25 protein-coding genes are annotated in these 21,866 nt (G+C 54.9%); 15 read left to right on the top strand and 10 right to left on the bottom strand.

The window, feature by feature from the left end; genetic code table 11:
• Positions 1-205: 205 nt before the first annotated feature.
• The 6 genes from QD409_RS07275 (at position 206) to QD409_RS07300 (ending at position 6,055) form a co-directional block, all read left to right on the top strand.
• Positions 206-1,339, top strand: coding sequence for a patatin-like phospholipase family protein (locus tag QD409_RS07275; protein ID WP_430762231.1), 1,134 nt, complete (start codon positions 206-208; stop codon positions 1,337-1,339).
• Positions 1,336-2,382: a cyclic GMP-AMP synthase DncV-like nucleotidyltransferase gene (locus tag QD409_RS07280; protein ID WP_430762232.1), complete on the top strand. Its 1,047-nt coding sequence runs from the start codon at positions 1,336-1,338 to the stop codon at positions 2,380-2,382. The genes QD409_RS07275 and QD409_RS07280 overlap by 4 nt, the downstream gene beginning before the upstream one ends.
• A 9-nt stretch (positions 2,383-2,391) precedes the next feature.
• Positions 2,392-4,089, top strand: a complete 1,698-nt coding sequence (locus tag QD409_RS07285; RefSeq protein ID WP_430762233.1) for a HesA/MoeB/ThiF family protein — start codon at positions 2,392-2,394, stop codon at positions 4,087-4,089.
• A complete protein-coding gene (locus tag QD409_RS07290; RefSeq protein WP_430762234.1) occupies positions 4,089-4,607 on the top strand; it encodes a Mov34/MPN/PAD-1 family protein in 519 nt (172 codons plus the stop codon). The genes QD409_RS07285 and QD409_RS07290 overlap by 1 nt, the downstream gene beginning before the upstream one ends.
• Positions 4,608-4,769: 162 nt before the next feature.
• Positions 4,770-5,474, top strand: coding sequence for a hypothetical protein (locus tag QD409_RS07295; RefSeq protein ID WP_430762235.1), 705 nt, complete (start codon positions 4,770-4,772; stop codon positions 5,472-5,474).
• 182 nt (positions 5,475-5,656) lie between these two features.
• A complete protein-coding gene (locus QD409_RS07300; RefSeq protein WP_430762236.1) occupies positions 5,657-6,055 on the top strand; it encodes a hypothetical protein in 399 nt (132 codons plus the stop codon).
• 12 nt (positions 6,056-6,067) lie between these two features.
• On the opposite strand, the gene QD409_RS07305 is transcribed toward QD409_RS07300, so the two are convergent.
• From QD409_RS07305 to QD409_RS07320, 4 genes are all read right to left on the bottom strand, one after another.
• Complete coding sequence (locus tag QD409_RS07305) at positions 6,068-6,463, bottom strand: hypothetical protein (protein ID WP_430762237.1); 396 nt, start codon at positions 6,461-6,463, stop codon at positions 6,068-6,070.
• 285 nt (positions 6,464-6,748) lie between these two features.
• Complete coding sequence (locus tag QD409_RS07310; RefSeq protein WP_430762238.1) at positions 6,749-7,894, bottom strand: hypothetical protein; 1,146 nt, start codon at positions 7,892-7,894, stop codon at positions 6,749-6,751.
• 111 nt (positions 7,895-8,005) lie between these two features.
• Positions 8,006-9,982, bottom strand: coding sequence for an AAA family ATPase (locus tag QD409_RS07315; RefSeq protein ID WP_430762239.1), 1,977 nt, complete (start codon positions 9,980-9,982; stop codon positions 8,006-8,008).
• Between the two features lie 39 nt (positions 9,983-10,021).
• Positions 10,022-10,609: a hypothetical protein gene (locus QD409_RS07320; protein WP_430762240.1), complete on the bottom strand. Its 588-nt coding sequence runs from the start codon at positions 10,607-10,609 to the stop codon at positions 10,022-10,024.
• 292 nt (positions 10,610-10,901) lie between these two features.
• On the opposite strand from QD409_RS07320, the gene QD409_RS07325 reads away from it, so the two are divergent.
• Complete coding sequence (locus tag QD409_RS07325; RefSeq protein WP_430762241.1) at positions 10,902-11,321, top strand: hypothetical protein; 420 nt, start codon at positions 10,902-10,904, stop codon at positions 11,319-11,321.
• 420 nt (positions 11,322-11,741) lie between these two features.
• Here QD409_RS07325 and QD409_RS07330 read toward each other — a convergent pair whose 3' ends face one another.
• Positions 11,742-12,446 (bottom strand): hypothetical protein, encoded by a 705-nt coding sequence (locus QD409_RS07330; RefSeq protein WP_430762242.1) that lies wholly within the window; start codon positions 12,444-12,446, stop codon positions 11,742-11,744.
• A gap of 231 nt (positions 12,447-12,677) precedes the next feature.
• Here QD409_RS07330 and QD409_RS07335 point away from each other — a divergent pair, with 231 nt between their 5' ends.
• The 4 genes from QD409_RS07335 to QD409_RS07350 all read left to right on the top strand — a co-directional run bounded on the left by QD409_RS07335 (position 12,678) and on the right by QD409_RS07350 (position 14,264).
• The gene (locus tag QD409_RS07335; RefSeq protein ID WP_430762243.1) at positions 12,678-12,935 is read left to right on the top strand and encodes a hypothetical protein; all 258 of its coding nucleotides are present in this window, start codon (positions 12,678-12,680) and stop codon (positions 12,933-12,935) included.
• 469 nt (positions 12,936-13,404) lie between these two features.
• Positions 13,405-13,644, top strand: a complete 240-nt coding sequence (locus QD409_RS07340; RefSeq protein WP_430762244.1) for a hypothetical protein — start codon at positions 13,405-13,407, stop codon at positions 13,642-13,644.
• A gap of 62 nt (positions 13,645-13,706) precedes the next feature.
• Positions 13,707-13,922, top strand: coding sequence for a hypothetical protein (locus tag QD409_RS07345; protein WP_430762245.1), 216 nt, complete (start codon positions 13,707-13,709; stop codon positions 13,920-13,922).
• Positions 13,923-14,009: 87 nt separating this feature from the next.
• Positions 14,010-14,264 (top strand): hypothetical protein, encoded by a 255-nt coding sequence (locus QD409_RS07350; RefSeq protein ID WP_430762246.1) that lies wholly within the window; start codon positions 14,010-14,012, stop codon positions 14,262-14,264.
• A gap of 88 nt (positions 14,265-14,352) precedes the next feature.
• Here QD409_RS07350 and QD409_RS07355 read toward each other — a convergent pair whose 3' ends face one another.
• The gene (locus QD409_RS07355) at positions 14,353-15,033 is read right to left on the bottom strand and encodes a hypothetical protein (protein WP_430762247.1); all 681 of its coding nucleotides are present in this window, start codon (positions 15,031-15,033) and stop codon (positions 14,353-14,355) included.
• Between the two features lie 356 nt (positions 15,034-15,389).
• Between QD409_RS07355 and QD409_RS07360 the strand changes: the two genes are divergently transcribed.
• Positions 15,390-15,794, top strand: coding sequence for a hypothetical protein (locus QD409_RS07360; RefSeq protein WP_430762248.1), 405 nt, complete (start codon positions 15,390-15,392; stop codon positions 15,792-15,794).
• A 149-nt stretch (positions 15,795-15,943) separates the two neighbouring features.
• On the opposite strand, the gene QD409_RS07365 is transcribed toward QD409_RS07360, so the two are convergent.
• Complete coding sequence (locus QD409_RS07365; protein WP_430762249.1) at positions 15,944-16,375, bottom strand: VOC family protein; 432 nt, start codon at positions 16,373-16,375, stop codon at positions 15,944-15,946.
• Positions 16,376-16,903: 528 nt separating this feature from the next.
• On the opposite strand from QD409_RS07365, the gene QD409_RS07370 reads away from it, so the two are divergent.
• Positions 16,904-17,464, top strand: coding sequence for a cysteine hydrolase family protein (locus QD409_RS07370; RefSeq protein ID WP_430762323.1), 561 nt, complete (start codon positions 16,904-16,906; stop codon positions 17,462-17,464).
• Positions 17,465-17,840: 376 nt separating this feature from the next.
• On the opposite strand, the gene QD409_RS07375 is transcribed toward QD409_RS07370, so the two are convergent.
• Together QD409_RS07375 and QD409_RS07380 are read right to left on the bottom strand one after the other, a co-directional pair.
• Positions 17,841-18,377 (bottom strand): hypothetical protein, encoded by a 537-nt coding sequence (locus QD409_RS07375; protein ID WP_430762250.1) that lies wholly within the window; start codon positions 18,375-18,377, stop codon positions 17,841-17,843.
• Between the two features lie 550 nt (positions 18,378-18,927).
• The gene (locus QD409_RS07380) at positions 18,928-19,518 is read right to left on the bottom strand and encodes a hypothetical protein (RefSeq protein WP_430762251.1); all 591 of its coding nucleotides are present in this window, start codon (positions 19,516-19,518) and stop codon (positions 18,928-18,930) included.
• Positions 19,519-19,934: 416 nt separating this feature from the next.
• Here QD409_RS07380 and QD409_RS07385 point away from each other — a divergent pair, with 416 nt between their 5' ends.
• Positions 19,935-20,273 (top strand): hypothetical protein, encoded by a 339-nt coding sequence (locus QD409_RS07385; RefSeq protein WP_430762252.1) that lies wholly within the window; start codon positions 19,935-19,937, stop codon positions 20,271-20,273.
• Between the two features lie 71 nt (positions 20,274-20,344).
• A complete protein-coding gene (locus QD409_RS07390; protein ID WP_430762253.1) occupies positions 20,345-20,683 on the top strand; it encodes a hypothetical protein in 339 nt (112 codons plus the stop codon).
• Between the two features lie 151 nt (positions 20,684-20,834).
• Here QD409_RS07390 and QD409_RS07395 read toward each other — a convergent pair whose 3' ends face one another.
• The gene (locus QD409_RS07395; RefSeq protein ID WP_430762254.1) at positions 20,835-21,287 is read right to left on the bottom strand and encodes a hypothetical protein; all 453 of its coding nucleotides are present in this window, start codon (positions 21,285-21,287) and stop codon (positions 20,835-20,837) included.
• Positions 21,288-21,866: the final 579 nt, after the last annotated feature.

A 21,866-nucleotide genomic window follows, 5' to 3' on the forward strand; every position in this document is an offset into this window, starting at 1 on the left:
AGGTGTGGCGTCCAAGCCAACTGAGAAACTGATCGAGGTAGTGGCCAAACTCCCCTAAAACTGGCCAACGATTATTTCGAAGCTCGGCAATTGATTTCCAGGCGGCTCTGCCGCCTGGAAATGCCCACTAGAACAAAGAGTGAAACAAACGGGATAGCTGCAATTAGTTTCAAACCTCCACCGATCAAAACGCAAGCCAGTCTCCATGAAAAATGTAGTCGAAAAGTCGCATGTTAAGCCATACCGCGTTCTCTGCATCGATGGCGGCGGCATGCGCGGCATCTACACCGCCGCTTTACTGGACAAGCTCGCTGGGTACTATTCCCGGCTCCGGAACGCAGAAGCTCTGGACATCGGCAAAGGCTTCGACCTCATCGCCGGGACCAGCACAGGGGCGATCCTCGGATGCGCCGCCGCCATCGGACGTCCGATGTCCTCCATCGTTGCGATGTATGAAGAACATGCTGCTGCAATCTTCCCCCATCGCATCAAGGACGGCGTCTTAAGTCCACTCTGGCGGGCTGTGACACAAGGTGGGCGAATTGTGCGCGCTGGCGACGCAGCGTTACAGTCAGCTTTGCGAAGTGAATTGCAAGACATCACTATGAAGCAAGTTCTCGACAAACGCGGTATCGGCCTTTCGATCCCAGCCGTGTCAATGGAGAAGCACCGCTCATGGGTCTTCAAGAAAACGCCAAAGAGCGGTGTGCGTGACGATAACTATCGCCTAGCCGATGTCTGCTTGGCATCAAGCGCAGCACCGATTTATCGCTCCCTGGCCGCAATACGCGATCCGGATAACAATTCCAACAACTTCCGCATATTTGCGGACGGTGGCCTGTGGGCGAACAACCCAGTCCTCGTCGCTATGATCGACGCGCTATCCTGCGCCGCGCCGGACCAGCCGATTGAGATTTTCTCCATAGGAAACGTCTCGCGACCCGCTGGATCACAGATACAGCCAAAGAAGGTTCATCGTTCGATGCTCTCGTGGAAGCTCGGTGCCGAAATCGGACCGCTGGCCATAGACGTACAGGAGTTCGCCTACGACCAAATGGCACGTTTCTTCGCGGGACACATCTCCAAGCTCGGCCGCCCCATCACGCATGTACGTATTCCGCAGCAGGAAGCCGCAGCGACGATGCTCCAATATCTCAGCTTGGATGAATCTCGACCCAAGGCGCTGAAGGCATTGATCGCACATGGATATGATGATGCCGATATGGTGAAGAGCCTTTGTGACCGGCCCGATCACCCGGAAGGCCAGATGATCCATACACTTTTCAACGAAGTCCCGCCTATGCCGAAAGCGGGTATTCCCATAGAGGTATTTCAATGAAGAACTGCCATCTACAGGTGCTGAAGTACCAGCGTAGTGAGGTTAAGCTTTCCGACGACGATCGTCAGGACATCAAGGACAAGGCCGACACCAACCGCAAGCGCCTGAGGGACGGCTTGGCTACGAACGGGGACCCCAAGCCGATTGGCATGCATACCCAGGGCTCGTATTCGATGAAGACGATGATCCAGGAGGACGACGGCGACTACGACATCGATGATGGTGTGTACTTCGAAAAAGACGACCTTGTCGGGCCTCAGGGCGGCGAGATGTCAGCGCTTGCGGTCCGCAAGATGGTCTGCAACGCTGTCCAGGACAATCGGTTCAAAAAGGCTCCGGAGGTCCGAAAGAACTGCGTGCGCGTATACTACGACGACGGCTATCACGTCGACGTGCCGTCCTACCGCAAGATCAAGGTGAAGGACCCGATCTCGGGGGAACTAAAGCCAGCCTGGGAACTTGCAGGTGCCGATTGGAAGCGCTCCGACGCCCGCGCGGTCACTAACTGGTTCAAGAATGCCAACGAGACGAAATGCTCGGACGCCAGCAAAGATGGCAACAGTGGGCAGTTCGTCCGCCTCACCCGCCTGATGAAGAAGTTCGCCAAGAGCCGGGCGTCATGGAAATCGCAGACAATCTCGGGCTTCGCGATCTCACGCCTCATCGACTACTGCTATCTGGAGGACAAGCTGCGCGACGACCAGGCGTTCCGTCGGCTGATGAAGGAAATCCATACTCGGCTTGGCTATGACGACGCCATCGAACATCCCACACTGAGTGGCGAGAACATAGTTGATTCCGGCAATGCTAAGGTCGCCTTCTTCCGCGACTGCCTCGAAGAGAATCTGAAACATCTGGATATCCTCGATGATCCCGACTGCACGCATGACCAAGCGATGAAGGCCTGGGACAAGGTCTTCAACACTGATTGGTTCCGAGGTCAGCCTGATCCGGACGCGGAAAAGAAGATCGACAAGCTGACGAGCGGCCCGTTTATCAAGCAGGGAGAAACGCGCTACGCAGCCGGGGGGCGGTTCGCATAGGTCTGTCACATGGCATATTCCGACGTTGAAATCGACATGTGGTTCGAGGGCTTCGAAGAGGCCTTCGAGGGGAAGCTGACCGACGACCATCAGCTCATCCGCCATTATGGAGGACAGGGTTGGCGTGTGAAGACCATGGGCGTGGGTCTCGTCGTGCTGGCGGACCGCAACTTTCCGTATTCGAAGCCGAAGGCCTTCCTCGAGAACTATGACAGGTCGCGACCCAGGCCGCACATTGAACCTATTCCCTTTCTCGGCGGTACGGCGAAAATCTGTCTGCGGACCCCAGCGGTTCCGGAGCAGCCGTTGCTGGCGGTACAGTCTGCGGTCCACGACGCCCGCCAGCTCTTGAAGGCAAACGAGGACGGCGAGGAGGACGAGGATTTTGAGAAAGATTTCCCCGCCTACTGGATGCACTACCTGCCCAAGGGCGCCCGCAGGGCCCGTCTTTCGGGGCTCTCGGGAACGCGTGCAGAAATCGGCGCGTTCCACTATGAAGGTGGCAGCTACTTCTGCTTTCCCGATAAGGCTCATCTTCAGCGCTGGGCGAAGCATGTGGCGGCAGCCTTCATCAAGCGACCACGGCAGTTTCCCATCGTTGAGCTGAAGCGGCTTCCACGTCCCGACCGCTTTCCCTCGGACGCCGATACACTACTTAAGCTGCTGCGGCGTTATTCAGCCGATGGCCTCAAGGCGGTTGCGGATCACCTGCGCTCCTCCCCTGTCCGCTTGCCCGTCCTTTTGACGGGCCGGACGTCGGAAGACCGCACCTTCGAGGTGGCTGTGGAACTTGTCGTGCGGGCAGATGCAAAGGGCCAACGGTCGGTGAAGGCCCGCCAGCAGAGGAAGCTCGCCGACGAAGACGTCGTCCAGCTATACGACGTGTTTCCGTTGAATACGAAAAGTATCGACGCCGCTCTAACGCGCCTGCCAGACAGAGACATGGCTTCCCTTACCAAGAAGGTCGTGATTGTCGGTTGCGGTGCTCTAGGGTCGTCGATCGCGGTCACGCTCGCAAAGTCGGGCGTCTCCCGCTTAATCCTGATAGATCCTGAAACACTCGACTGGGAAAACGTGCGGCGTCATGAACTCGGGGCAGAATGGATAGGCAGGAGTAAGGCGATAGGCCTAAAGCACAAGATCGAGCGCTCAATTCCGGATATCATCGAGGTCGTCGCCTACGACGGATTAGTTGAGGATGCAGTTGCGAACGTGCCTGACCTTCTTGCAGACGCCGATCTCGTCGTCGTTGCGACCGGCGACTGGGGAAGCGACGTGTTCGTCAGCCAGGCTGCGCGGAACCGCACCCCCTTGATTCCGGCAATCTTCACGTGGACGGAAGCCTATGCGCTCGCGACTCACGCGATTCTTCTATCAAGTGCTGCGGGATATCTCGCGGATGGCTTCGACATGACTGGGAACTTCAAGGGACAGACCTCACATGCTGATCGTAAGCCGCCGCCGGAATGCGGGAACCTGACATCGCCCTTTGGTGCGGTTGAAGTCGCCCAGTCGCAGAGCCTCGCCGCAAAGCTTGCACTGGAATTCCTCTCCGGTCGCCACTCGGACGCCGATATATGGCGCACGTGGACTGCGGAGCATTCGGCCCTACCCGGCGCCGGTGGCAGATGGTCGGGCTACTGGCTGAAGAATCGAGGCGAGCCACCGGCCCTAGGTGGGATCTCCGAAGCTGCTTGGAAATTCTGATGAGGCCGCTGGTCTATATCTTCGACGGTCTTGAGGTCGAACTGACACCCCATGCCTTGTCGATGATGATTTCCCATCGTCAGACCGGATTCTTCTCCAAGGAATCAGGTGGACAGATGTTCGCTACGCTGTCGGCAGACCGCTGGCGGATCGAAGCAGTGACAGGCCCCAGAGTCGGTGACCGTCGTGGCTATAACTACTTCCGGCCCGACCGGAAGGCAGAGCAGGAAGAAATCTACAGGTTCTACGACAAGGGGCTGGAATTCGTTGGCGACTGGCACACGCATCCGGAGAACACGCCGCGCCCCTCCGGTAACGACGTCACTAGCATAAGGAACGTTGTTCGGGAATCCCTACATAATCTTCCAGGGATATTGATGTGCATCGTCGGGCGGAAGAGTCCGCCCGACGGTCTATGGCTCTCGCTCCACCGACGCGACGGCGCGATGGTCGAACCGCTGGATACGAACGGCAAACCCGCCAACGCCAGCCGCCGGAGGAAGGTCGTCTGGATCTGACGACGAGTGCCAACAGCTGTTGCCGGAGACGCATCACAGCGGGCTCTGGCTGATAGCCGTATTTTTTCTTGGGTGGCATTTGGCATCTGGTCGTTGCAATTCAACTTGCAAGTGTATTTTCTTTTGCTTCCAAATTGTATTCGTAGAAGGAGGAGCAAATCCTTGTCGGATGTATTCAACATTGATCTTGTGCGAGCAGTCAGCGACTGGCAGCGCGGATCATCAGAAATGGCGAAGATCGCGCGTGGGCTAGCTTTGAAGGACGTTATGAGCAAGCTGCCGGAATACTTCCGTCAATGCGATGAGCTTTGTTTCAGACAGGAATGCCACCAAAAGGATAGAACCTTTCAGGTGCTGATCGATGACAAGCTACCTGAGACGATCGCTTCTTGGACAACGAGCCTCGACGTCGCCAAGAACTTCAAAGGCGGTGTCGTCTGGGGCGACGAGGACCGCTCCATTATCCTCGCCATAAAGCCGCCTTCGGGCTCTGTGGTAGCAAATCTTGACCGCCTGTACGGCACCCCTGAGTTTCAGAGGGCGGTCGCAACGCATGGACCGAAGGTCGATTTTTTCCATAACGGCGCTGGCAAATATGGAAACACGCAGAAAGAAATTGTCCTGGAACTTGGATCGCTGCGTTCCACCAGTATCTATAGCTACGGTGGCTACTCCAGCGCAGCCAATAATTTAATGGTCGCATTTCGCGACCTATACGAACGAGACCCCTACGAACAAGAACTTGCTCAGGTCGTCCAACAAGCAAACCAGCCTTGGTGGCTGAGTGAAGCTGGCACGAAAAGCGTAATAAAGCGCACGCTTCCGCAATTCATTTCTCGCGTCGCGAGCCGTGAGACAGGCAAATAACACGTACCCGATTAAGGGCTCGTATCGGGGTGCCAGCGCAGCAATCGCAATGGTACGGCTTAAACAGGTCTTGCGCCGACAGACTCTGGGACTCACGATAGGTTGCAGATCCGCCTGACATCCACACACGGAAGACAGTCATACGGACACGTAGCCGACAAATGAACACTGAGGCATATCACATGAACGCGTTATCGCCAGGGCACACGTTTAATCCCCAACCATCCGTATCAGACGAGATCAATTTCACCCCAGTCGAATCAACGCTGGACGAATGGTGCTCACCAACCAGCAAACAATTGCTGCCACTCAAACCGGGTGACGATCTGTATCCCTGGGACGTGCGGATGGTGGATGGCGAGCAAGTTGTCACCATCAAAGAGTGTTGGCCGATCGAAAAAGAGGTAGCCTTACGCCTGAGGACGATTGAATATCTATTGCAGTTCCCGAGCTATCACCGCAACGCGGGGGTGGTCGCAATGATTGACGAAGATATTGCGTTTTTTTACGAGAATGCCACAAGTGAACAGCTCCAACGGTTCAATGGATTTGTTCGCTTGCGGCGCACATGGGAAGTGTGAAAATCACACCCACTATCGGCTATAGCCACGTCCGGGCCTTGGCGCTCTCGCGATAACTAGGGCACCTTCGAAATCAATGGAGGCGCCGATTGGGTTATGATCCTCATCGTACACGAGGTGCCACCCGTTATGTAGCGCAATACTGCACCCGTTCTCGACCTTCTTAATTGAGAGAGTATGGAGCGGCGGATATGTGTCAGGATTGTTAGGATCAAACCCATCGTTTCCGGCCATCGACACTGACTGGACGATCGAATGAGCTTGATAGGTGTTCGATTTGCGCAGCGGTGTACTGTTATCGCTCTTCCAAAAACCAGGCTTCGGAACGAGATTGCTTATGGGCGATCCGGAAGTGCCGTCACCGCCTTCTTCGTCATCATCGTTGTTGTCAGGATTCTTGTTCGTCATCTACGCCTCTCCTTTTCCTGGAAAGGAGGCTTACCGTCATCAAGTGGAGGCAACGTAAAGATGTATCCTTTACGCAATCCTACGGAGCATTTTCATTGAGCGCAGAGATCGAAACCGCCAGCGAACGTGGAGGTGCGGCGGCAACCACTTGATCCCAGTCCCCCGGCATGTAGGCCAGCCACGTCGAGATAAGGAGGCAACTCGGTGATGTTGCTGGCACGGGTGTGACTTGGGCCTAGCGATCCAGCGATTTGCGACAAATTGGTAGCAGGCGCAACAGGTCGATCAGCTATTATAGTTCCTCTTTCGAAACTCCAACGCCGACATTCTCCGGTCTTCGGTGACGATCACCTGATCATCAGAGATACAGTCTGGCAAAGAGGTGACGGCGGCCCTTGCAAGATTGATCTTGCCGTCAACGGTCATGGCGGCCGGTAGCTTGGATACCAAAGACCCGACGAAAAGATTGCCGTCGACGCGCAAGCCGTCCGAGAGCTGCGTGACCTGGGTGCCGCGAAGGTCGAGGTTTCCTCGAATTCGCGTATTCGGTGGCAAGGCAGCCAAAGGTGCATCACCGATGATAAGACCGCCTACATCCAGCCCCTCGCCGATTTCCGCAATTAGACTGGAGCCGATGAGCAAACAACCGCTCACGTACAGTCTCGATGGCAGGCTCCGCAGAGCGGTGTGACCAAGGTTCAATCTGCCCGGAACGCGGAGGTCTGGTGGAAGCTCGCTGAGCTTGTGCCAGACGCCCTCTTCGTCAAGCACGCGTCCTAGTTCGAACGCAGCCAAGCCTAGTTTGTAGCCCTCGCGCGAAAAGAAGGGAGCGAGAATGTTGAAATATCGATCGATGGGCTGCCGATTTCCTTTTCCTTCCATGTTGATAATGTATCGCCGGTTCACCACTGACATGGTGACATGCGGCCTTCCGAAACGGTCGCGCAGGGACAGGAAGGCGCTGCCTGGGCTCTGCAGACAGTAATCGTATCGCCCCCAGCCCAGGCAGTGGTCCATCCGTTGGCCTTCCCAATCCAAGGCTTCCGGTGTGGACAGCCTCACGATAGTATAGCCGTCGTCGAGTACCGCGATGCATTGTTCGCCCGGACACGTGGCCTGGGGTCCAAATTTTCTTCCTGATTGCCGCTCCGCCTTCGCAACTTCGACAAGCAACTGTTCAATCGAGGCGCATTTCATGATCTTCTTGGGCTTGCCTGCGTCGTCAACGTTCTGCAGCCAGTGGGCATCATGCATTACAGCGTCATGTAGCCACTCAACCACGCGTTCGATATCCTGATCGAGAAGACGTCTGGTCCTGCGGCGCAAAATGCCTCTGACGATGACAGGCTTGACACAGTTGCGCATCAGCCCAAACACCCGGTGGTGGCGATCCCAGTAAAGTTGGAGCCGGTTTTGCACACGAATGGTCAATCGCTCGCGAACTTGTTCTCGCGTTGGCATAGTTCACCCGCTGATGTTAATTAAGCTAAGCTGCCAAGTCGGCGACAGATTCCGTTAGCGGCCGCAGCCGCCGCGCAACCGCTATTCAGCGGCTATGCTGGAGCTGATCTCAGGCTTCGAGGAGACCGTGCCGGTACGAAACGATACTGCATATGCGTCAACCAATTCGCCGACCTGCAGTGCGTCCAGCTTACTCATTTCCGCCAGGGCATCACACATCGCGTCAAACAGCGCACGTTCCTCGACAATGATGGCTTTGGCGCGCTGAAGCTCTTTCTGCAGACCAGCTTCGACCGCCTCTGCCAGTCGAGGATCGAAGCGTCGCAGTCGATCCGCCTCGTTGGCATCGCTTGCCGCCGAGAATACCAGCCGGTGCCCCATCCCTCCGGCCGCCTCCATATCGGTGAGAAGATCGGAGGCTTTCTGCAAATCAGAGCCTACGATCATGCCACCGCCTGCGCTGTGACTGCCGAAAACCACGATCTCCGCTGCAATTCCACCGAGAGTCATCGCCACCTGCCGTTCAAAGAAATCGCGATCTCGCCGCTCCAGGACAGAATGCGTGAAATGCGCGCCTCCCAGCTCATGCACTTTGGCAGAAGGATTCAGCCAATCCGCGATCTCGACCTCGACAAACTTACCGACGCCGAGCGCAAGGCCAACGAGGGTGTGGCCGATTTCATGGATACTCGTGAACCGGCGATGTTCTCGTGAAATGATCATTCGCGGCGGTAGGTGCAACATGACGTCATCAATCGAAACCGCGCGGCAGTCACGTCTGGCAGATCGACGGGCGTCTCTTGCCAATTGTTCCAGGTGCGCGCCCGTCATTCCGCGTAAGCGATCCGAAGCAGGAGCCAGGTCGTCTTGGGACAGTGTATAGTCCAGGTATTGCTCCAAGATGCGCAGTCTATCGGTTGGACTCGGCAACGGAATTTGAATGAAGCGATCTAAGCGGCCAGGGCGCCGGAGAGCGGGATCGATCCGGCTTGCGTTATTGCAAGCGCCGACCACGATAAGGCCCTCATTAGCCTCTGACCCATCGATCTCTTCCAATAGTGCGTTCACGACCTGAATGCTGTAGTCGCGATTATCATCATCAAGCTTTTGTCGATCGCCAAAGGAGTCAATTTCATCGATGAAGAGGATCGCGGGTGACCGGCTTTTTGCGTGTTGAAAATCGCGATGCATCGCCTTCAGAAGATCATCCAGATGCCCCTTCCGTTGCCACGTGTTCAAGGACGCCGTGACGAGATGAGCGTTTGTCGTCTTTGCAAGAGCACGAGCGAAGGTGGTCTTGCCTACTCCTGGCTCACCCTGAAGCAGGACGCCCTTGTCGACGTCGGCCCAGGCAATTCTTCCGGCCTGCCAATCGTCCAAGTCCTTCGCGAGCTGCAGTCCCCACGTCGCCGCTTCGGCGTATCCCGCCAAGTCTTCTAAGCCCTTCTGCTTCGGCGCGGATTTCCCCCGCACGGAGGCTGGCTCTGCGGCGGGAAGTGACCTCAATCGCCTTAAGCTTTCTTTGAAGGATCGTCCTCGCGCAATCGCTTTCCACATCAGGTCGGGGGCGATTTTAAGCGCCTCAGCAATCTGTTCATCTGTCGCAATTAGATCGTAAGCGTTTAGGAGTGCGCATCGCACCTGTCTGACGGTCACGTTCTCGATGTCGCCGATAAAATTCGCTGCCAGTTGCCAGTCAGGAGGGATTTCGAAGTCCCGAGCGACCACAACCAGGGAATGCTTGAATGAGTATACGTGGTCCCTCTCCGACACTTTTTGAAATGGCGAAGCGTCATCGATGACAATCAGGCATTGCTCCTTTTCGTTGTAAGCCGGTTTCTTACCCGCAAAGAGCACAGCCTCCGCCGCTTCGCGGTATAGCTCAGCAATTTGTCCGTCCGGGACCCTGAGGATTGTGATCCCGCAAAGCCAAGGGTTCGTCTTGCGCTGCGGTCTCAGGGCTTTCTGGATCGCGCAATAATGGGCGAAGGTCTCAGCGGACTTTGTAGCCGCGCGAAAACTATCCTGCTTACGAGTCATCACGAACCTACCTTTCATCGGTGGCTGCACCAGGGTTTCAATTTTTGGATATGAAGATCAGCGGCGTCGGATGCGGCTGTCCGGTCCGAGCGGAAGCTCGTCTATGTCGTCGAAGACAATGAAGCGATGGAGGAAGAGGCTCGCAACCAGCGGCACCGCCCTTCCCGTCATGTTGATTGACTGGCAATCCGCCAGGCTCAGGCTTCCTTGCTCGTCGAGAGCGGACAGCAGACGAACTCGATCAGAAAGCGACACGGTGACCCTGGCGTATCGCAAGAGATCTTTGGCGTTTTGCAAACGGACCGGCGGGATCGCGGACCGATCTACGTGGCGATAACCATGCCGAAGATCGTGGATCCGCTGCGGCAACCAGGAAGGCACTCGCTGCGTGTGGTTCTCGATCGTAACGATCTCGATGGAGTTGCCGTACATGACCTGAAAGTCGGCGGTGAATTGCTCGCCTTCCGCGTTGCCGAAAATCGGACCACAAGTCCAGCTTTGGAGCTGGTCGTCTAGGTCAAGCAGAGACGCGTAATCACGGGCCAGCTCACTTTTGAACGCGAGCGGACCGGCTGATCGGACGGTGTTCAAACCCGATGGAAGAGAAGCGCGGCTTTCCGCGCGATGGGACAGCAGTTCGCCCATTTTTGCCACTCCGATACAATAAACGAGAAAGCATGACCACGCTGAGGTGGATCATATGGCTTCGCGAGTACGTATGAGGCGGCCAAGGTTTGTCATGGACGGAACAAATACAGAACGAACCCCCTTATTGTCAAGTGGCTTTTGAGTTAGGGCTGCCGGTTTGCCCGTCTGTTAGGATGGCCCTGGATCAGAGCGAGGAACTTCTCGCCCCTCGATTTGCGTCCCATCGATAACAGCTATAAATTGTACTGATCCGAGACTCGACTTCCTTCACACCCAGCCGAGAAGAAGCATGCCCGTATCAAGTGCCCCGGAGCCCTTTCCTGAAATCGGAACGGTCGAAAACCCCGCGACCTTCTATGACGGCAATAATGCGTTCTTGTGCTACGAAGCATCAGTGCGTGCGGGAGGCGGCAATGTCGTTCTCAAGTTCGGGCGAGCGATCGATTTCCGAATAGCCCCTATCAATATTGAGGGGCTGGGGGAGTGCAGATACCCGGTCAGTCCGTGGGCCTTCAATGAGGTGATTGGCGGCGAGGAAACGGGCAAATGGCGCTCTCTCAAACCACGGCTTTGGCTTATCTCTTTCAACGACATCATGGTTGACGTTCTCTTCGAGACAGTTGCGATGATTTATCATGATGCAGCGCAAGCACCGCCAAGCAAAACGCTGATAAAGGCGTTAAAGGAGCTGAAGCCTCGCGGCATCTAATCATAAGCGGTGTAATGGGCGTTTTCGGCAACAGCCAACAACGCATCGCGCAAGCCAGCAGACGTCAGAGCCTTCACGTGTTCTCTACTATATATGAGTGCGCTGCCGTCAATTTCGAATGCTCTGTTCGCGCCAACGCGTTGCCGCAGTTCCAGCCCGCTCAACTTCGTACCAGTTGCGGGAGTAGAGAAGCAGAGGCCGACAATTCCGGCCTGTATAGCTTTTCGAATTGGGTCGCTCACGGTGTTTGCCCGTTGCTCGGCGCGTGCGATGTCACTGTAGCCTGCAAAAGGTGCGAAGCTGCTATTGAATTTTGTCTTGATTGGGCCACTCCTTCCACCTGGCGGTTAAGTTTCTCTCCAAACTCACCCTGCTACTCACAAGTTGGGTTCTCCGGCCAATTCGGCGCGGATCAGTCCGTTACCAATCATTCCTTTTAAGGAATCGCGCATAGTCGGATTGCAATGGCTTCGCTCTGTTGTCCGTTTCTGGATAAAGACCATGCGACGTCGATATGTTTCCGTTCGACGTTTGCGCCACTTCCTGCTTCTTGGTCCAGGGGAGCAATTTATCGATCCCCGTTGAAACGGGTTCGTTTGTCAGCTTCACCGAAACGCTCGTCAGACGCACGTTTTCCCCGACCAGAGTTTGAAGATTGTCCTGGTTCGCTATGACTGCGCTGCCGGGATTCGTCAGATCGTCGAGGTAGATGATTGTGGGAATATATTCAGGCGGCACGCTCACGGGGGTGTGGGGAAGTTCGCTTATCTTCTTATAAGGCGGAAGCGCCCTAAATGCTTGGAATGGCATGTTTCCGGCTCTGAACGAGTGATCGTCCACGCCGAGGAGAACAAACACATATTTTCCGTTGGAAAGCTTGACGGGAATTGCCTGTCCTTGAACTACAATGGTGTACCCGCACATCCCAACGCAGGGGATGTTTCGGCGCACCGTAATGTGAACGACATTGGAACCGACGATTGGGGTCCCATTCTCGTCGAAAGTAGCCTCGACGCGATAGCTGAATTCATCTTCCCAGGACGCGAATCTTTGCCAGACTGCGAGGCCCGCGATCACAGCAATGATCAAGCCCACAAAAATAAGTAATTTTGACAGCCATTTCACGCGCCAACGCCCTTTCAACCGAACCCGTCTTCGAATCATTGCAACGAAACGAGTGTAGCTGACAGCAGACCCGTTTCCCGACCTCGATCACTCAGCTTTAAGGAAAAGATTAACAATGCTGAGATCATTATCCGGCTGTCAGGCTCCGAGAGGTAGGCCTCCTCCTCGCCTATCTGACTTTATCCATGAGGAGAGATTGCGCTGACTTCCGGGTATGTATAAGGCTTGGCCATGACAAAGCAGCAGTTTCGCTTTCACCCACGCTGGAAAGAAGAATTGGTGGTTTCTGGAAGCGGCGGCTCCTTCGTCCTCGAACTCACGATCGGCGTGTTGTCTGCATATCTTCCTACCGAAGCCGAATGGGAACGACGTGGGCCAGAATGGGCGCGATTCCTTTGGCCGACGTTAAAGCGGGAGCTGGAAGATTGGTGCGGCGAGCACAATGCCCGGTTTTATATCGATCCTTCGGCGGAAGTCTTCCCGATTTGATTGCAATGGCTACTCACGCGCGGATCGGAATGTGATCCAGGCTCTTTCATGAGCCGATTTAACCGATCCGACTTCGGACGGGGCGTGATCGAGCCGCCACCGCCTAACAATCAGCCAGACGTTCTGCATGCCGCCGATCGTCGAGTGGAGTACTGCATCGGCGATCTTGTGCCAGTCGCGACCGCCCATGCCAGGAATTCTGAGAGTTTCCGCAACGCTTAGGTGGACCATATCACCCGGCGTCTCGTAACCAAGCTGGCGCAGTTCAGCTAGGAGCCAAGGCCTCAGTTTCATATCAGCAAGCTTTCTATCCATGCGCGAGATGAGATCACCGGCAGCGAGACATTTCAACTGTCGAATCTTGCAGTGGGGGAAATAGGACTTCAGAGCCTCCTCTCTCGCCGCCAACCCTTTGGCTTGACTCTCCTCCAAAATGAGAACATTTATAGAACAAATTTAGGAAGACGCGATGAGCACCGCCGAGAAATTCATCATCCTCCCATACCGTATGAATCGCGGGAATCTTGTGCCTGCCGAGATGCGCCAAGCGTCTAACGCCGTAAGCGCTGAGAAGATTGCTTCGGCCATGTCTGACCGATTTGTCGGTGTCGCAGCCTATGCGGTCATGGTAGATGACGAAACCGGCGACATGACATCCCCTCGCCTGCTGGTGAAGCATGGCGAAATAGCTGACCTGAACGCGGCCTAACAGCAACCGAAAACTCGAAGGATGGAACCCGCTGGCAAACGGCGGGAACGGGAACATGCACCATGCAAACGACCGGCTACACAATCACGCCCCACGATGCGGAGGTCTTTCGGGATCTCGTCGCTTTCCTGGGCGAAGATGTTTTTGATCAACGTCAGAAAGATGGCGCTATTGCCAAATCGGACGCGTTCCAGCGTCGCATCAGTGAAGCCCGCACCGTGCTTAGGGTTATCGGTGCTTACAACGAAGCAAACTTGAACGGGAAAACCCTCCGTTAACCACGGCATCCCTACCCTGTCTCGGTGATTCCAGAGTGGCCACTTGGTTCCTGGGGTCGGTTGCGTTCACCTTTGAAGGATTCCCTGATGGCTGACGATACCGCAAAAATCGCACGCTCTGCAGACGAGATGACGCTCGCAGATCACTTCTGCGAATTTCCAGGATGTGTAAAATGGGGCGGGCTCGGATACGACGTGGGGCACGGCGAAGCTCAATGGTTTTGTTTCGAGCACAAATGGGATGACTATCGATTGGGGAGCGCACGGCGTTCTTTCTTCGACGATGAGGCATCGGGGATTGAGGCGATCATGGTCGAGCCCCGCAATGTTGTTTTTGGATGACCTCGGCTTAGTCATCTGAGTTGTAATCATCGCGGTCCTCCTATCGGAGCCGCCAATTCAGAATAGAGTCTCAACGATAATGTGCTGATCAGCTCACATTTATTGCGCCACGGACACGCGTCGGTGGCACCTCTCGATAGTTGGCCGCTACTTCTTCATGTAGCCTGATAACGTCATCGACCACAATGTCAGCGAGCCGACAATGGGTTTTGACCTCAAAGATAAATGGTTCTTGGTCACCAGTCGCAGCTGGATAGTATCGTTCGTAGATGACTTCGGCATAAGGTTCGCCGGTTTGAGAGCGCAAGCCAAGCGATAAGCGCGAGCGACCCTCCAGGATATCTGAAGAGCTGCTTTTGAATTCTCCGATCCAAAACTCACCGCCGGATGCACGCGCTTCCGGTAGCAAGAGGTCGCAGGCGTCCCCCACGGTCATCCCTTGCCAAGGCTTGGCACTGCGGGCCTGCGCGTGCACGCGATCTGCATCTTGTAAACCTATACGTATGACATCGGTCTCAAAATTGCGTTCCGCGCGGATTTCCAATGGAGCGGTGCCGAAACGCAGAAGTCCTTTATGATTTTTCTGAAACGCGCCAGCAAGATAATAGAGATATTCGCCCCATGGTTCGATCTCCCAGAAAACTCCGTCATAAGTGACAGGTTTGCTGTGATGCGACGGAAAATCAAACCAGACGGGAAGCGCCACCGGAGCTTCAACGACGAACTTTGGTTGGAGATTGCCTTCAGGGTGTGCAGCGAGGTTAGCCACCGCATCACCGGACGGCCCAACAGCTTTCGCCTTCGATGAAGGGCCACGAAAGAACCTCTGTATCCACAACCTGTGCCCCCCGCAAATAAGACACTCGTCTTCTAACTACTCCAAATGACATTACCGCAAAGTTGATCTGCCACGAGATCCACGGACAATTTGCCCGGGCACAGAGATGAACTTGAGTGCCAAATATGGCGGTTAGCGGCGTGCCGCCCGCACCTTGACCGAAGTCATTGGTAGATTTGCTGATCGCCTCATGAGTTGCGCGGTAGCATGGCGGCGCAAGCTGACATTGCGACTTCCACTAAAACCACTACTGTTTGGGCAGGCGACTGCTCAACGGAGTGTCCGATATGGATGAAGAAGTTTCGGATCGTGTGATTGAACAACGATTGCGAAATCGAGTGATCGACGCCATCGAGGTTCTTGCTCGGGGAAGCAAAGGCCTGGTTGAGGTCAATTACAGAGAGTTCTTTTTAGCGTTTTACGACTACTGGGATAATGGACGGTTGATCAGGTGGCCAAATAGCGCGTTCACGGACGAGGAAGAACAGGCCGTCAACGACTTGGGGCGAATGTTGGAGGGCATCACAATAGAAGCACTGCACTTCCAAAGCGAGGCGGAATACATCCAGTCAGGATGCGCTGAACGGATCAAACCAGTGGCGCAGGAAGCTCTGAAGTTGTTTCTGACGCGAGGCCGATTTAGCGAGGATTACAATGAGCTAACTCCAGCTCTCAATACATCCCAAACATAAGCCGACACTTCTGCTTCCGGGATGACTGCGGTATTTGGCAAGCGTTACCCGATCTGCTGGCGGGACGAGTACGCGGTGAAGCGGCTTGCCGAAGTTCGAACGCTCTGAGTGATTGCCGTTGTCGGAGCGTTTAGGACACCGCGCCATCGTCAAGGCTGCTCCAGTTCCACGACGTTTCCCTCGGGATCACGTGTGTAAGCAATTAGAAATGGCTTGTCCGACGTTCCAAAGTCCGTGATTTCGCCGATCTGCGAGCCTCCAGCATTGGTGATTGCTGAGAGGACAATGCCAATATCTTCCATCTGAAAAGACAAGTGGCCAAAGCCAAGTTCATTGACCCTCGGTAGGCTCCGATCATGCGTGACGTTGTGCTGGTGGATCTCCAGGAACGGAACATCGATCCCGGGGAATTTCAGCCAGATCGAATAAATTTCGGAGTTCGAAACCCCATTGCCTCGCGATACTTTTTCTCCCGACAATATCCTGGGTTCACGAAGATGCTCGCACTGGAAGACATTTACGTAGAATGCCGCGAGCGCTTCAGCATCTCGGGCGACCAGATTGATGTGGGCTAGTTTCATGGCGTTGACGACCTCGTTGATGGGGTGATCTTATCGGTTGCAGAAAACGAGAAAAGGACGCCGTTACGCGTATTCGATCCTGAGGCATTTTGGTTTCGAATTGCCCAACTTTCGATCCAGCGACCTTTGAATTGACACGTCGCATACAGCCGTATCCGACGATTTGAAGCCGTTCGATCTTGTTTTAGTGAATGATGAGCCGAAAAGCTTCGGTGCACATGTGGGTCTTTCTTTGGGGCAAGGATTGGTTCTGCATCTGTCGAAAAGAACAGGTGCGCCAGCTATTGAAAAGCTCAAGCAGATGCAGAGCCGGGACGAATACCGCTGTTTGATCGGTTTTAAAACTGTTCTCTTTCGCAGGTAACCTAATGACTGCAACGGGCGCGCTTCGGAAGACGTGGTGTTCAGCTTCGCGCCAATTTGCGGTCGACGCCGTTCCCGCGCATCGTCTTGCCAGTGATGGTCTCCCACTTAGCAAGGCCGCTTGCCCTTCACATGGTTGTAGCCGTGACCGCCTACTCTTGCGCAATGGCCCAACAATGTCTCCTCATAATCGATTTCTTGAATGACTACCTTGACCGCTGGGATCCGAAAAAGGTCGTTCAGCTCATCACCCAGACAAACAAGGTCGTGGCATCTTTTCGCGAGCGAGGCTTGCCCGTTATCTGGGTAAGAACCGAGTTCCGTGCCGACTTGAGCGACGCGTTTCTGGAAATGCGCGATGGAGCAATTTCCATCGTGATCGAGGGCGGGCGCGGCTCCGCATTGCACGAACAACTCGACTGGCAGGCAACGGACAAAACAATCGTCAAAAAGCGATATAGCGCCTTCTTTGGAACTGACCTGCACGATTATCTAACCGAGCGCGGCATCGAAAAAATCCTGATCTGCGGGATTAATACCCACGCCTGTATCCGTATGGCCGCCATCGATGCCTACCAGCGCGACCTCCGCGTGGTCTTGCTGAGCGACTGCATCGGTTCATATGATGACGAACATTCCCGTGTGAGCGTGAATTATATGCGCGATAAGATCGCTGCCGTGACTACCAGCAACGAGGTGATCGCATCCGCAACCATGGCCATGTAGTCCGAAGTTGTGAGATGCCCGGTTCCTGTCGACGACAGCCAAACTGACGGCAGGAACGCGCCGATACCGTTGAAAAAGGCTCGTCTCGATCGTGCGACGGCGTTTCCGAGTTGGCGGCTTGGCGAGATAAAGTTCCCTTTACGCCGGATTTAACACTGGTGCGGGGACCAGCTCCCGCGAGATTGCAGACGTGTTAGGAATAGCACGCAGTACCGTGCAGGATAATCTGAGGCGAGCGGCCGAGATCGGGCTGAGCAGACCGTTGCCGGGCGACCTGATCGACGATGCCCGGGGAACAAGCTTTTCGCCCGCAACGGGATCAAGCAAGGCACCCGACGACGGACTGAACCGATCTGGGCCGAACTTGCCATTAAGCTCAAGAGGCGAATTCTCGATAGTAGCTTTGGAATGCTTCGACTATCCTGGCTTCGCTCATTCCGGAAAATCCCCATGGGACCACAGTGACGACGATGCAGTCCTTCCGAAAATTCAGCCATTGCTTTCTCGCGACCTCGCTCCTCAGTTCGGCGGGGAGGTCGTCCCGAAGCAAAAGCTCCACGACCTGCCCGTTCCGTTTCCCGACGGATCGCAAGCCGATGTCTTTGACAAGTGTCCAGGGGATGAGCTGTGAGGTGAATCGGGGAAAGACTACGCCCTCCTTGCTGATGACGAGAGCGGGATTTCTCTTCATCTTTTGTAGAAGCTGGTAATAGGCAAAAATTAGGCACCCTGCAATGAACACAAAGGCAATCGACGCTCCAGTCGGGGTAATTGAATGGGGCCCGGTTTCGACAGGGTGGCCGCTTGCGTCAAAACCGAGGGCGATCAGAACAAGGATAAGGACCACGATCCAAGCTCCGGTCTTGTAGAGGCTGTATTTCAGTTTTATCGTCGGATACTTATCGTTTGTCATGGCAACTTGTCCGGTAGGGAGGGTAAACCGTCGGCGTTCGCGTCTCTCAAGTCGTCTTCTCTAGATCGCCCAGACGGCATTAGAGTTCCTCCCGCCAAACCATCAGCGATAAGTGACCTAGCCGTTTCAGCAGCTTTAGGACAAGAGACATCTCCATCCCGCTGTTTCCGCCTTCGAAGATATCGAACTCGCGACCACCCCGAGAGATAACGGTTGGCTTGCCAGTGGGAAGGAGCATTTGTCTTCCCACAGCCGACGTCGAGCTGTTCCGACAGGTAGCCATCCTGTCAGGAGAATTGGATGGATGAGCGGAGGGCTGGCGTGCTTATTGTCCAGAAGCACGCAAGGTCTTTCCAACTGACAGGTCACATCACCTGCCACGGGGTCTGTTCCGTCGAATAGCGTTCCGAAGTGAACGGGCACGGTTTGGAGCGCAGCGCCTTCAGCCACCGTTTCGAACAACGGCAAGGTTGCGAGCGAAACTATAGTGGCAACGACCTGCATGCGGCCAATCAATTCGGCACACCTTTTCCCGGAGTGTAGCCCACAGTCATCGATGGTCGCGGCCGTTCGCGGAATATGCGGGTTGCCCGCTTAGTCTTAGTCGTTCGATTTCTCGCGCCGCGTTGCCGACATCCTCGATTCCAATGAAAGCCATTTTGAGCGTACCGTCTCCATCCGAGCTTTTGGTGATTTCGTGACGGAAAACGACGGTCCCCGAACCGCCCGAATTCTCGCTGACGTCGACTGCATTGATCGCGCTGGGGCCGAAGGACAGCACGCGCTTCCGAATGAGGTTCGAGATAATGAGAACCCGCCTGTCCGTCACGGCGTAAGCTGTCCACCGTGTCGCCACCGTATCGACGAGTGCCTTGGCGATGATCAAGCAACCGATAGCAAAAAACACGGCCGAGAATAGCGCTGGCCAGATGCCTTCGGGGCTTTCACCAGCAATGATCGCCTTGGCGACTGGTATCACGGGACCACCTCCGAACGCCGCAAAGATAATTCCAAAGACAAAACTCATGAGATGAGTGAGAAACATCGGGAAAAATGTCGGCCTTCCTGTCCATCGAACTGTCTCCCCCGGTTGCAGTTCGGCGCTGATGGCAATTGCTGGATTCCAAGGCTGATTGGCCATCGCGTTCTCTGAGAGCCGTGTTCTTTTACAAAATATCAGTACACGGTCTGCGTTCAAAATAACACTAATGCAGTAAGGTCGTTGTCCGGAATTGAAGGATATCGTTGAAAAAGTCCACAATCGGGGCTCGTGGAAAAGTCTGTCATTTCGCGATTGGGCGAATGTTGCCGTTAGTGCTGTCTCAGTTCGGCTACGCGTCCGACGCGCCGCTCGACTGCAAGAGTAAGAGGGTCTCCACGTCAAGTTTCAGTGCGCGCCTCTACGGCACGCCAAAAATCAGACGTTATAGAAAACCGACTTTTTCAACAGTATCCGCCAAAAGCTGCCGTTCCAACTCCCACGTTATTTGTCTGAGTGTGATTTCCGAAGCGAGGCGTGTAAGTTGGCAGCCTTCAAGACACACGGAGGATGTGCCGATGCCCCGCTTTCTTGCCGTTTGCACCATGAAGCCCGACGACCTGGCGTCCTTTCGAAACCTGCCTAAAGCCGAGCAGGATGCAGTCGACGCCGTCGGCATCAAAGAGTGGGCAGCGTGGGAAGAAAGGAATGCTTCGTCCATCCTTGATCGTGGCGGAATGGTGGGCAAGACGACACGCATAACGAAGGACGGGGTCGTCAATGCTGTGAATTCTTTCTGCGGCTACCTGGTGGTCGAAGCGGAGAGCGCTGACGCCGCCGCCCGCCTGTTCGAGAACCACCCGCACATCACCATTTTTCCCGGCGACGGGGTGGATGTAATGCCTTTCTTGACGTGACCAGTCGTCCGGCCCGAAGTCAAACAGTGGCCATCAAAACCAAGGCTGGAACTCAAGGAGTGGGCTGAGAAATGGAAATGAGGTCGAAGGTTATCGCAGGTTTGATGCTTCTCACGATTTCGACACCTGTGCAGGCGTCGCAGGTGATCTGCTTTCTGGAAGTGAACGGCCAAATCTTTATGCAAGGGCGCTGTAATTATTCTCCCGATAGTGATGGGTCGTTCTCGATCGGCACCGACGATCCAAAGGCGAAGTATTTTGCCTACGTTACCACCAGCGCACCAAACGAAGCGACTGGATATTGGAATGGCGTTGCAGCTGCCTCTCACGCCCACGAGAACTTGGGCAACCTGCACCGTGACGGCGGCTGCTGGATTAATGACAGCGCCAAGGTTTGCGCCTGGCGCTGAAGCATATTGCGGCAGCGTTTACAAAATGCCGCACCGGTACTTTTTCAATTACGAAGAGTTAGTCACGATAATGAAGATGCATCTCCCTCCCCACGATACACCCAAAGGCCTGTTGATTTATCCGATGTAGAGCGGGCCGGAGGAGGCGGCCTTAAATAATCCAGCCTTTGGTGCATTTTGTATCGCCGGAGGCCCAACGGTACATAGAGTCGACATATTTCTGTTTCGCCCAATTATTGCCAGTATAGACCGTAACCTTCGAACCTGTGCCTGCTTTTTCGATTTTCACCCAATAGATATAGTCGTGGTTCAGATCGGAAGTGTTGAACGCAACTCCAACACCTTGATCGGCATAAAGATCACTTGCTCCATTGAAACAACGGTCGGCTTGACCTGCGACACGCTTATACATCACATCGAAGCTCTCTGGAAACGAGCGGGTGGCTGTCAGTGTCTTCGGATCGGACTTGAATTTTGCAAGGTCTGAACTGTCGACGGACGCGCTCGGGGCCGGGCCGGAGAGTTTGGCAGGCGCGGTAGCAGTGGTAGAAGTACAGCCCGACAAGATGGAAAGTGCGACAAGCGACTTGAAGATGCGTTTCAAAGGGAGTTGTCCTTTCAGATCTGATTTCGTTGGCATCTTCCTCCGACCAGTGTCGCGAGAAGATGTTGAGGTCATGGTCGTACCATTTCAACCACCAGTATGGTTCGGACTACAGTCCCACCCTGAAAGTCAAGGCCCTCAGGCAACAAGATTCGTAAAAATTCAATCGGAACGCCACTTGCAGGCTTCCGGTGTCATTTCGCCCCCTACCGGAGCCGACCTCTTCTATGAGATTATCGGAATATGGACAGCCTTTCTCGGTTCCATCTCAGTCAGCACGAAAACGGTTCCTGGCATGTGATAGATGCTGAAACCGGGGGACCGGTCGAGGTCGAGTATGAGGACCGCTTTATGCTGCTTTGGAAACTGCCAAAGCCCCAGGCTGAAGCTTGGTCGATCCGGCTTAATGAAATGATCAGGGCTGGACAGATCTCTCTCAAATTGTAGGTGACCCGATTACTCGCGCAAGTCCGCACGAAACAAAGTATTCATCGCTTCCCCTTTGGCAGGATACCCTCACTAGAGTGCGACTTTGCCAATCGGTATTCGATAGGTTTGGAAATGTCGCCCTTCCACCGC

The organism is Rhizobium sp. BR 315 (assembly GCF_050577975.1).
GTDB lineage: Bacteria > Pseudomonadota > Alphaproteobacteria > Rhizobiales > Rhizobiaceae > Rhizobium > Rhizobium miluonense.

What these genes read in the sequence shown, in the direction of transcription:
- QD409_RS07290 (WP_430762234.1), top strand. Translation starts at nt 4,089, where the DNA reads ATGAGGCCGCTGGTCTATATCTTCGACGGTCTTGAGGTCGAACTGACA.
- QD409_RS07305 (WP_430762237.1), bottom strand. Translation starts at nt 6,463, where the DNA reads ATGACGAACAAGAATCCTGACAACAACGATGATGACGAAGAAGGCGGT.
- QD409_RS07360 (WP_430762248.1), top strand. Translation starts at nt 15,390, where the DNA reads ATGGATGAAGAAGTTTCGGATCGTGTGATTGAACAACGATTGCGAAAT.
- QD409_RS07385 (WP_430762252.1), top strand. Translation starts at nt 19,935, where the DNA reads ATGCCCCGCTTTCTTGCCGTTTGCACCATGAAGCCCGACGACCTGGCG.
- QD409_RS07300 (WP_430762236.1), top strand. Translation starts at nt 5,657, where the DNA reads ATGAACGCGTTATCGCCAGGGCACACGTTTAATCCCCAACCATCCGTA.
- QD409_RS07365 (WP_430762249.1), bottom strand. Translation starts at nt 16,375, where the DNA reads ATGAAACTAGCCCACATCAATCTGGTCGCCCGAGATGCTGAAGCGCTC.
- QD409_RS07325 (WP_430762241.1), top strand. Translation starts at nt 10,902, where the DNA reads ATGCCCGTATCAAGTGCCCCGGAGCCCTTTCCTGAAATCGGAACGGTC.
- QD409_RS07280 (WP_430762232.1), top strand. Translation starts at nt 1,336, where the DNA reads ATGAAGAACTGCCATCTACAGGTGCTGAAGTACCAGCGTAGTGAGGTT.
- QD409_RS07380 (WP_430762251.1), bottom strand. Translation starts at nt 19,518, where the DNA reads ATGGCCAATCAGCCTTGGAATCCAGCAATTGCCATCAGCGCCGAACTG.
- QD409_RS07345 (WP_430762245.1), top strand. Translation starts at nt 13,707, where the DNA reads ATGCAAACGACCGGCTACACAATCACGCCCCACGATGCGGAGGTCTTT.
- QD409_RS07335 (WP_430762243.1), top strand. Translation starts at nt 12,678, where the DNA reads ATGACAAAGCAGCAGTTTCGCTTTCACCCACGCTGGAAAGAAGAATTG.
- QD409_RS07285 (WP_430762233.1), top strand. Translation starts at nt 2,392, where the DNA reads ATGGCATATTCCGACGTTGAAATCGACATGTGGTTCGAGGGCTTCGAA.
- QD409_RS07275 (WP_430762231.1), top strand. Translation starts at nt 206, where the DNA reads ATGAAAAATGTAGTCGAAAAGTCGCATGTTAAGCCATACCGCGTTCTC.
- QD409_RS07390 (WP_430762253.1), top strand. Translation starts at nt 20,345, where the DNA reads ATGGAAATGAGGTCGAAGGTTATCGCAGGTTTGATGCTTCTCACGATT.
- QD409_RS07375 (WP_430762250.1), bottom strand. Translation starts at nt 18,377, where the DNA reads ATGACAAACGATAAGTATCCGACGATAAAACTGAAATACAGCCTCTAC.
- QD409_RS07320 (WP_430762240.1), bottom strand. Translation starts at nt 10,609, where the DNA reads ATGGGCGAACTGCTGTCCCATCGCGCGGAAAGCCGCGCTTCTCTTCCA.
- QD409_RS07340 (WP_430762244.1), top strand. Translation starts at nt 13,405, where the DNA reads ATGAGCACCGCCGAGAAATTCATCATCCTCCCATACCGTATGAATCGC.
- QD409_RS07350 (WP_430762246.1), top strand. Translation starts at nt 14,010, where the DNA reads ATGGCTGACGATACCGCAAAAATCGCACGCTCTGCAGACGAGATGACG.
- QD409_RS07315 (WP_430762239.1), bottom strand. Translation starts at nt 9,982, where the DNA reads ATGAAAGGTAGGTTCGTGATGACTCGTAAGCAGGATAGTTTTCGCGCG.
- QD409_RS07370 (WP_430762323.1), top strand. Translation starts at nt 16,904, where the DNA reads ATGGCCCAACAATGTCTCCTCATAATCGATTTCTTGAATGACTACCTT.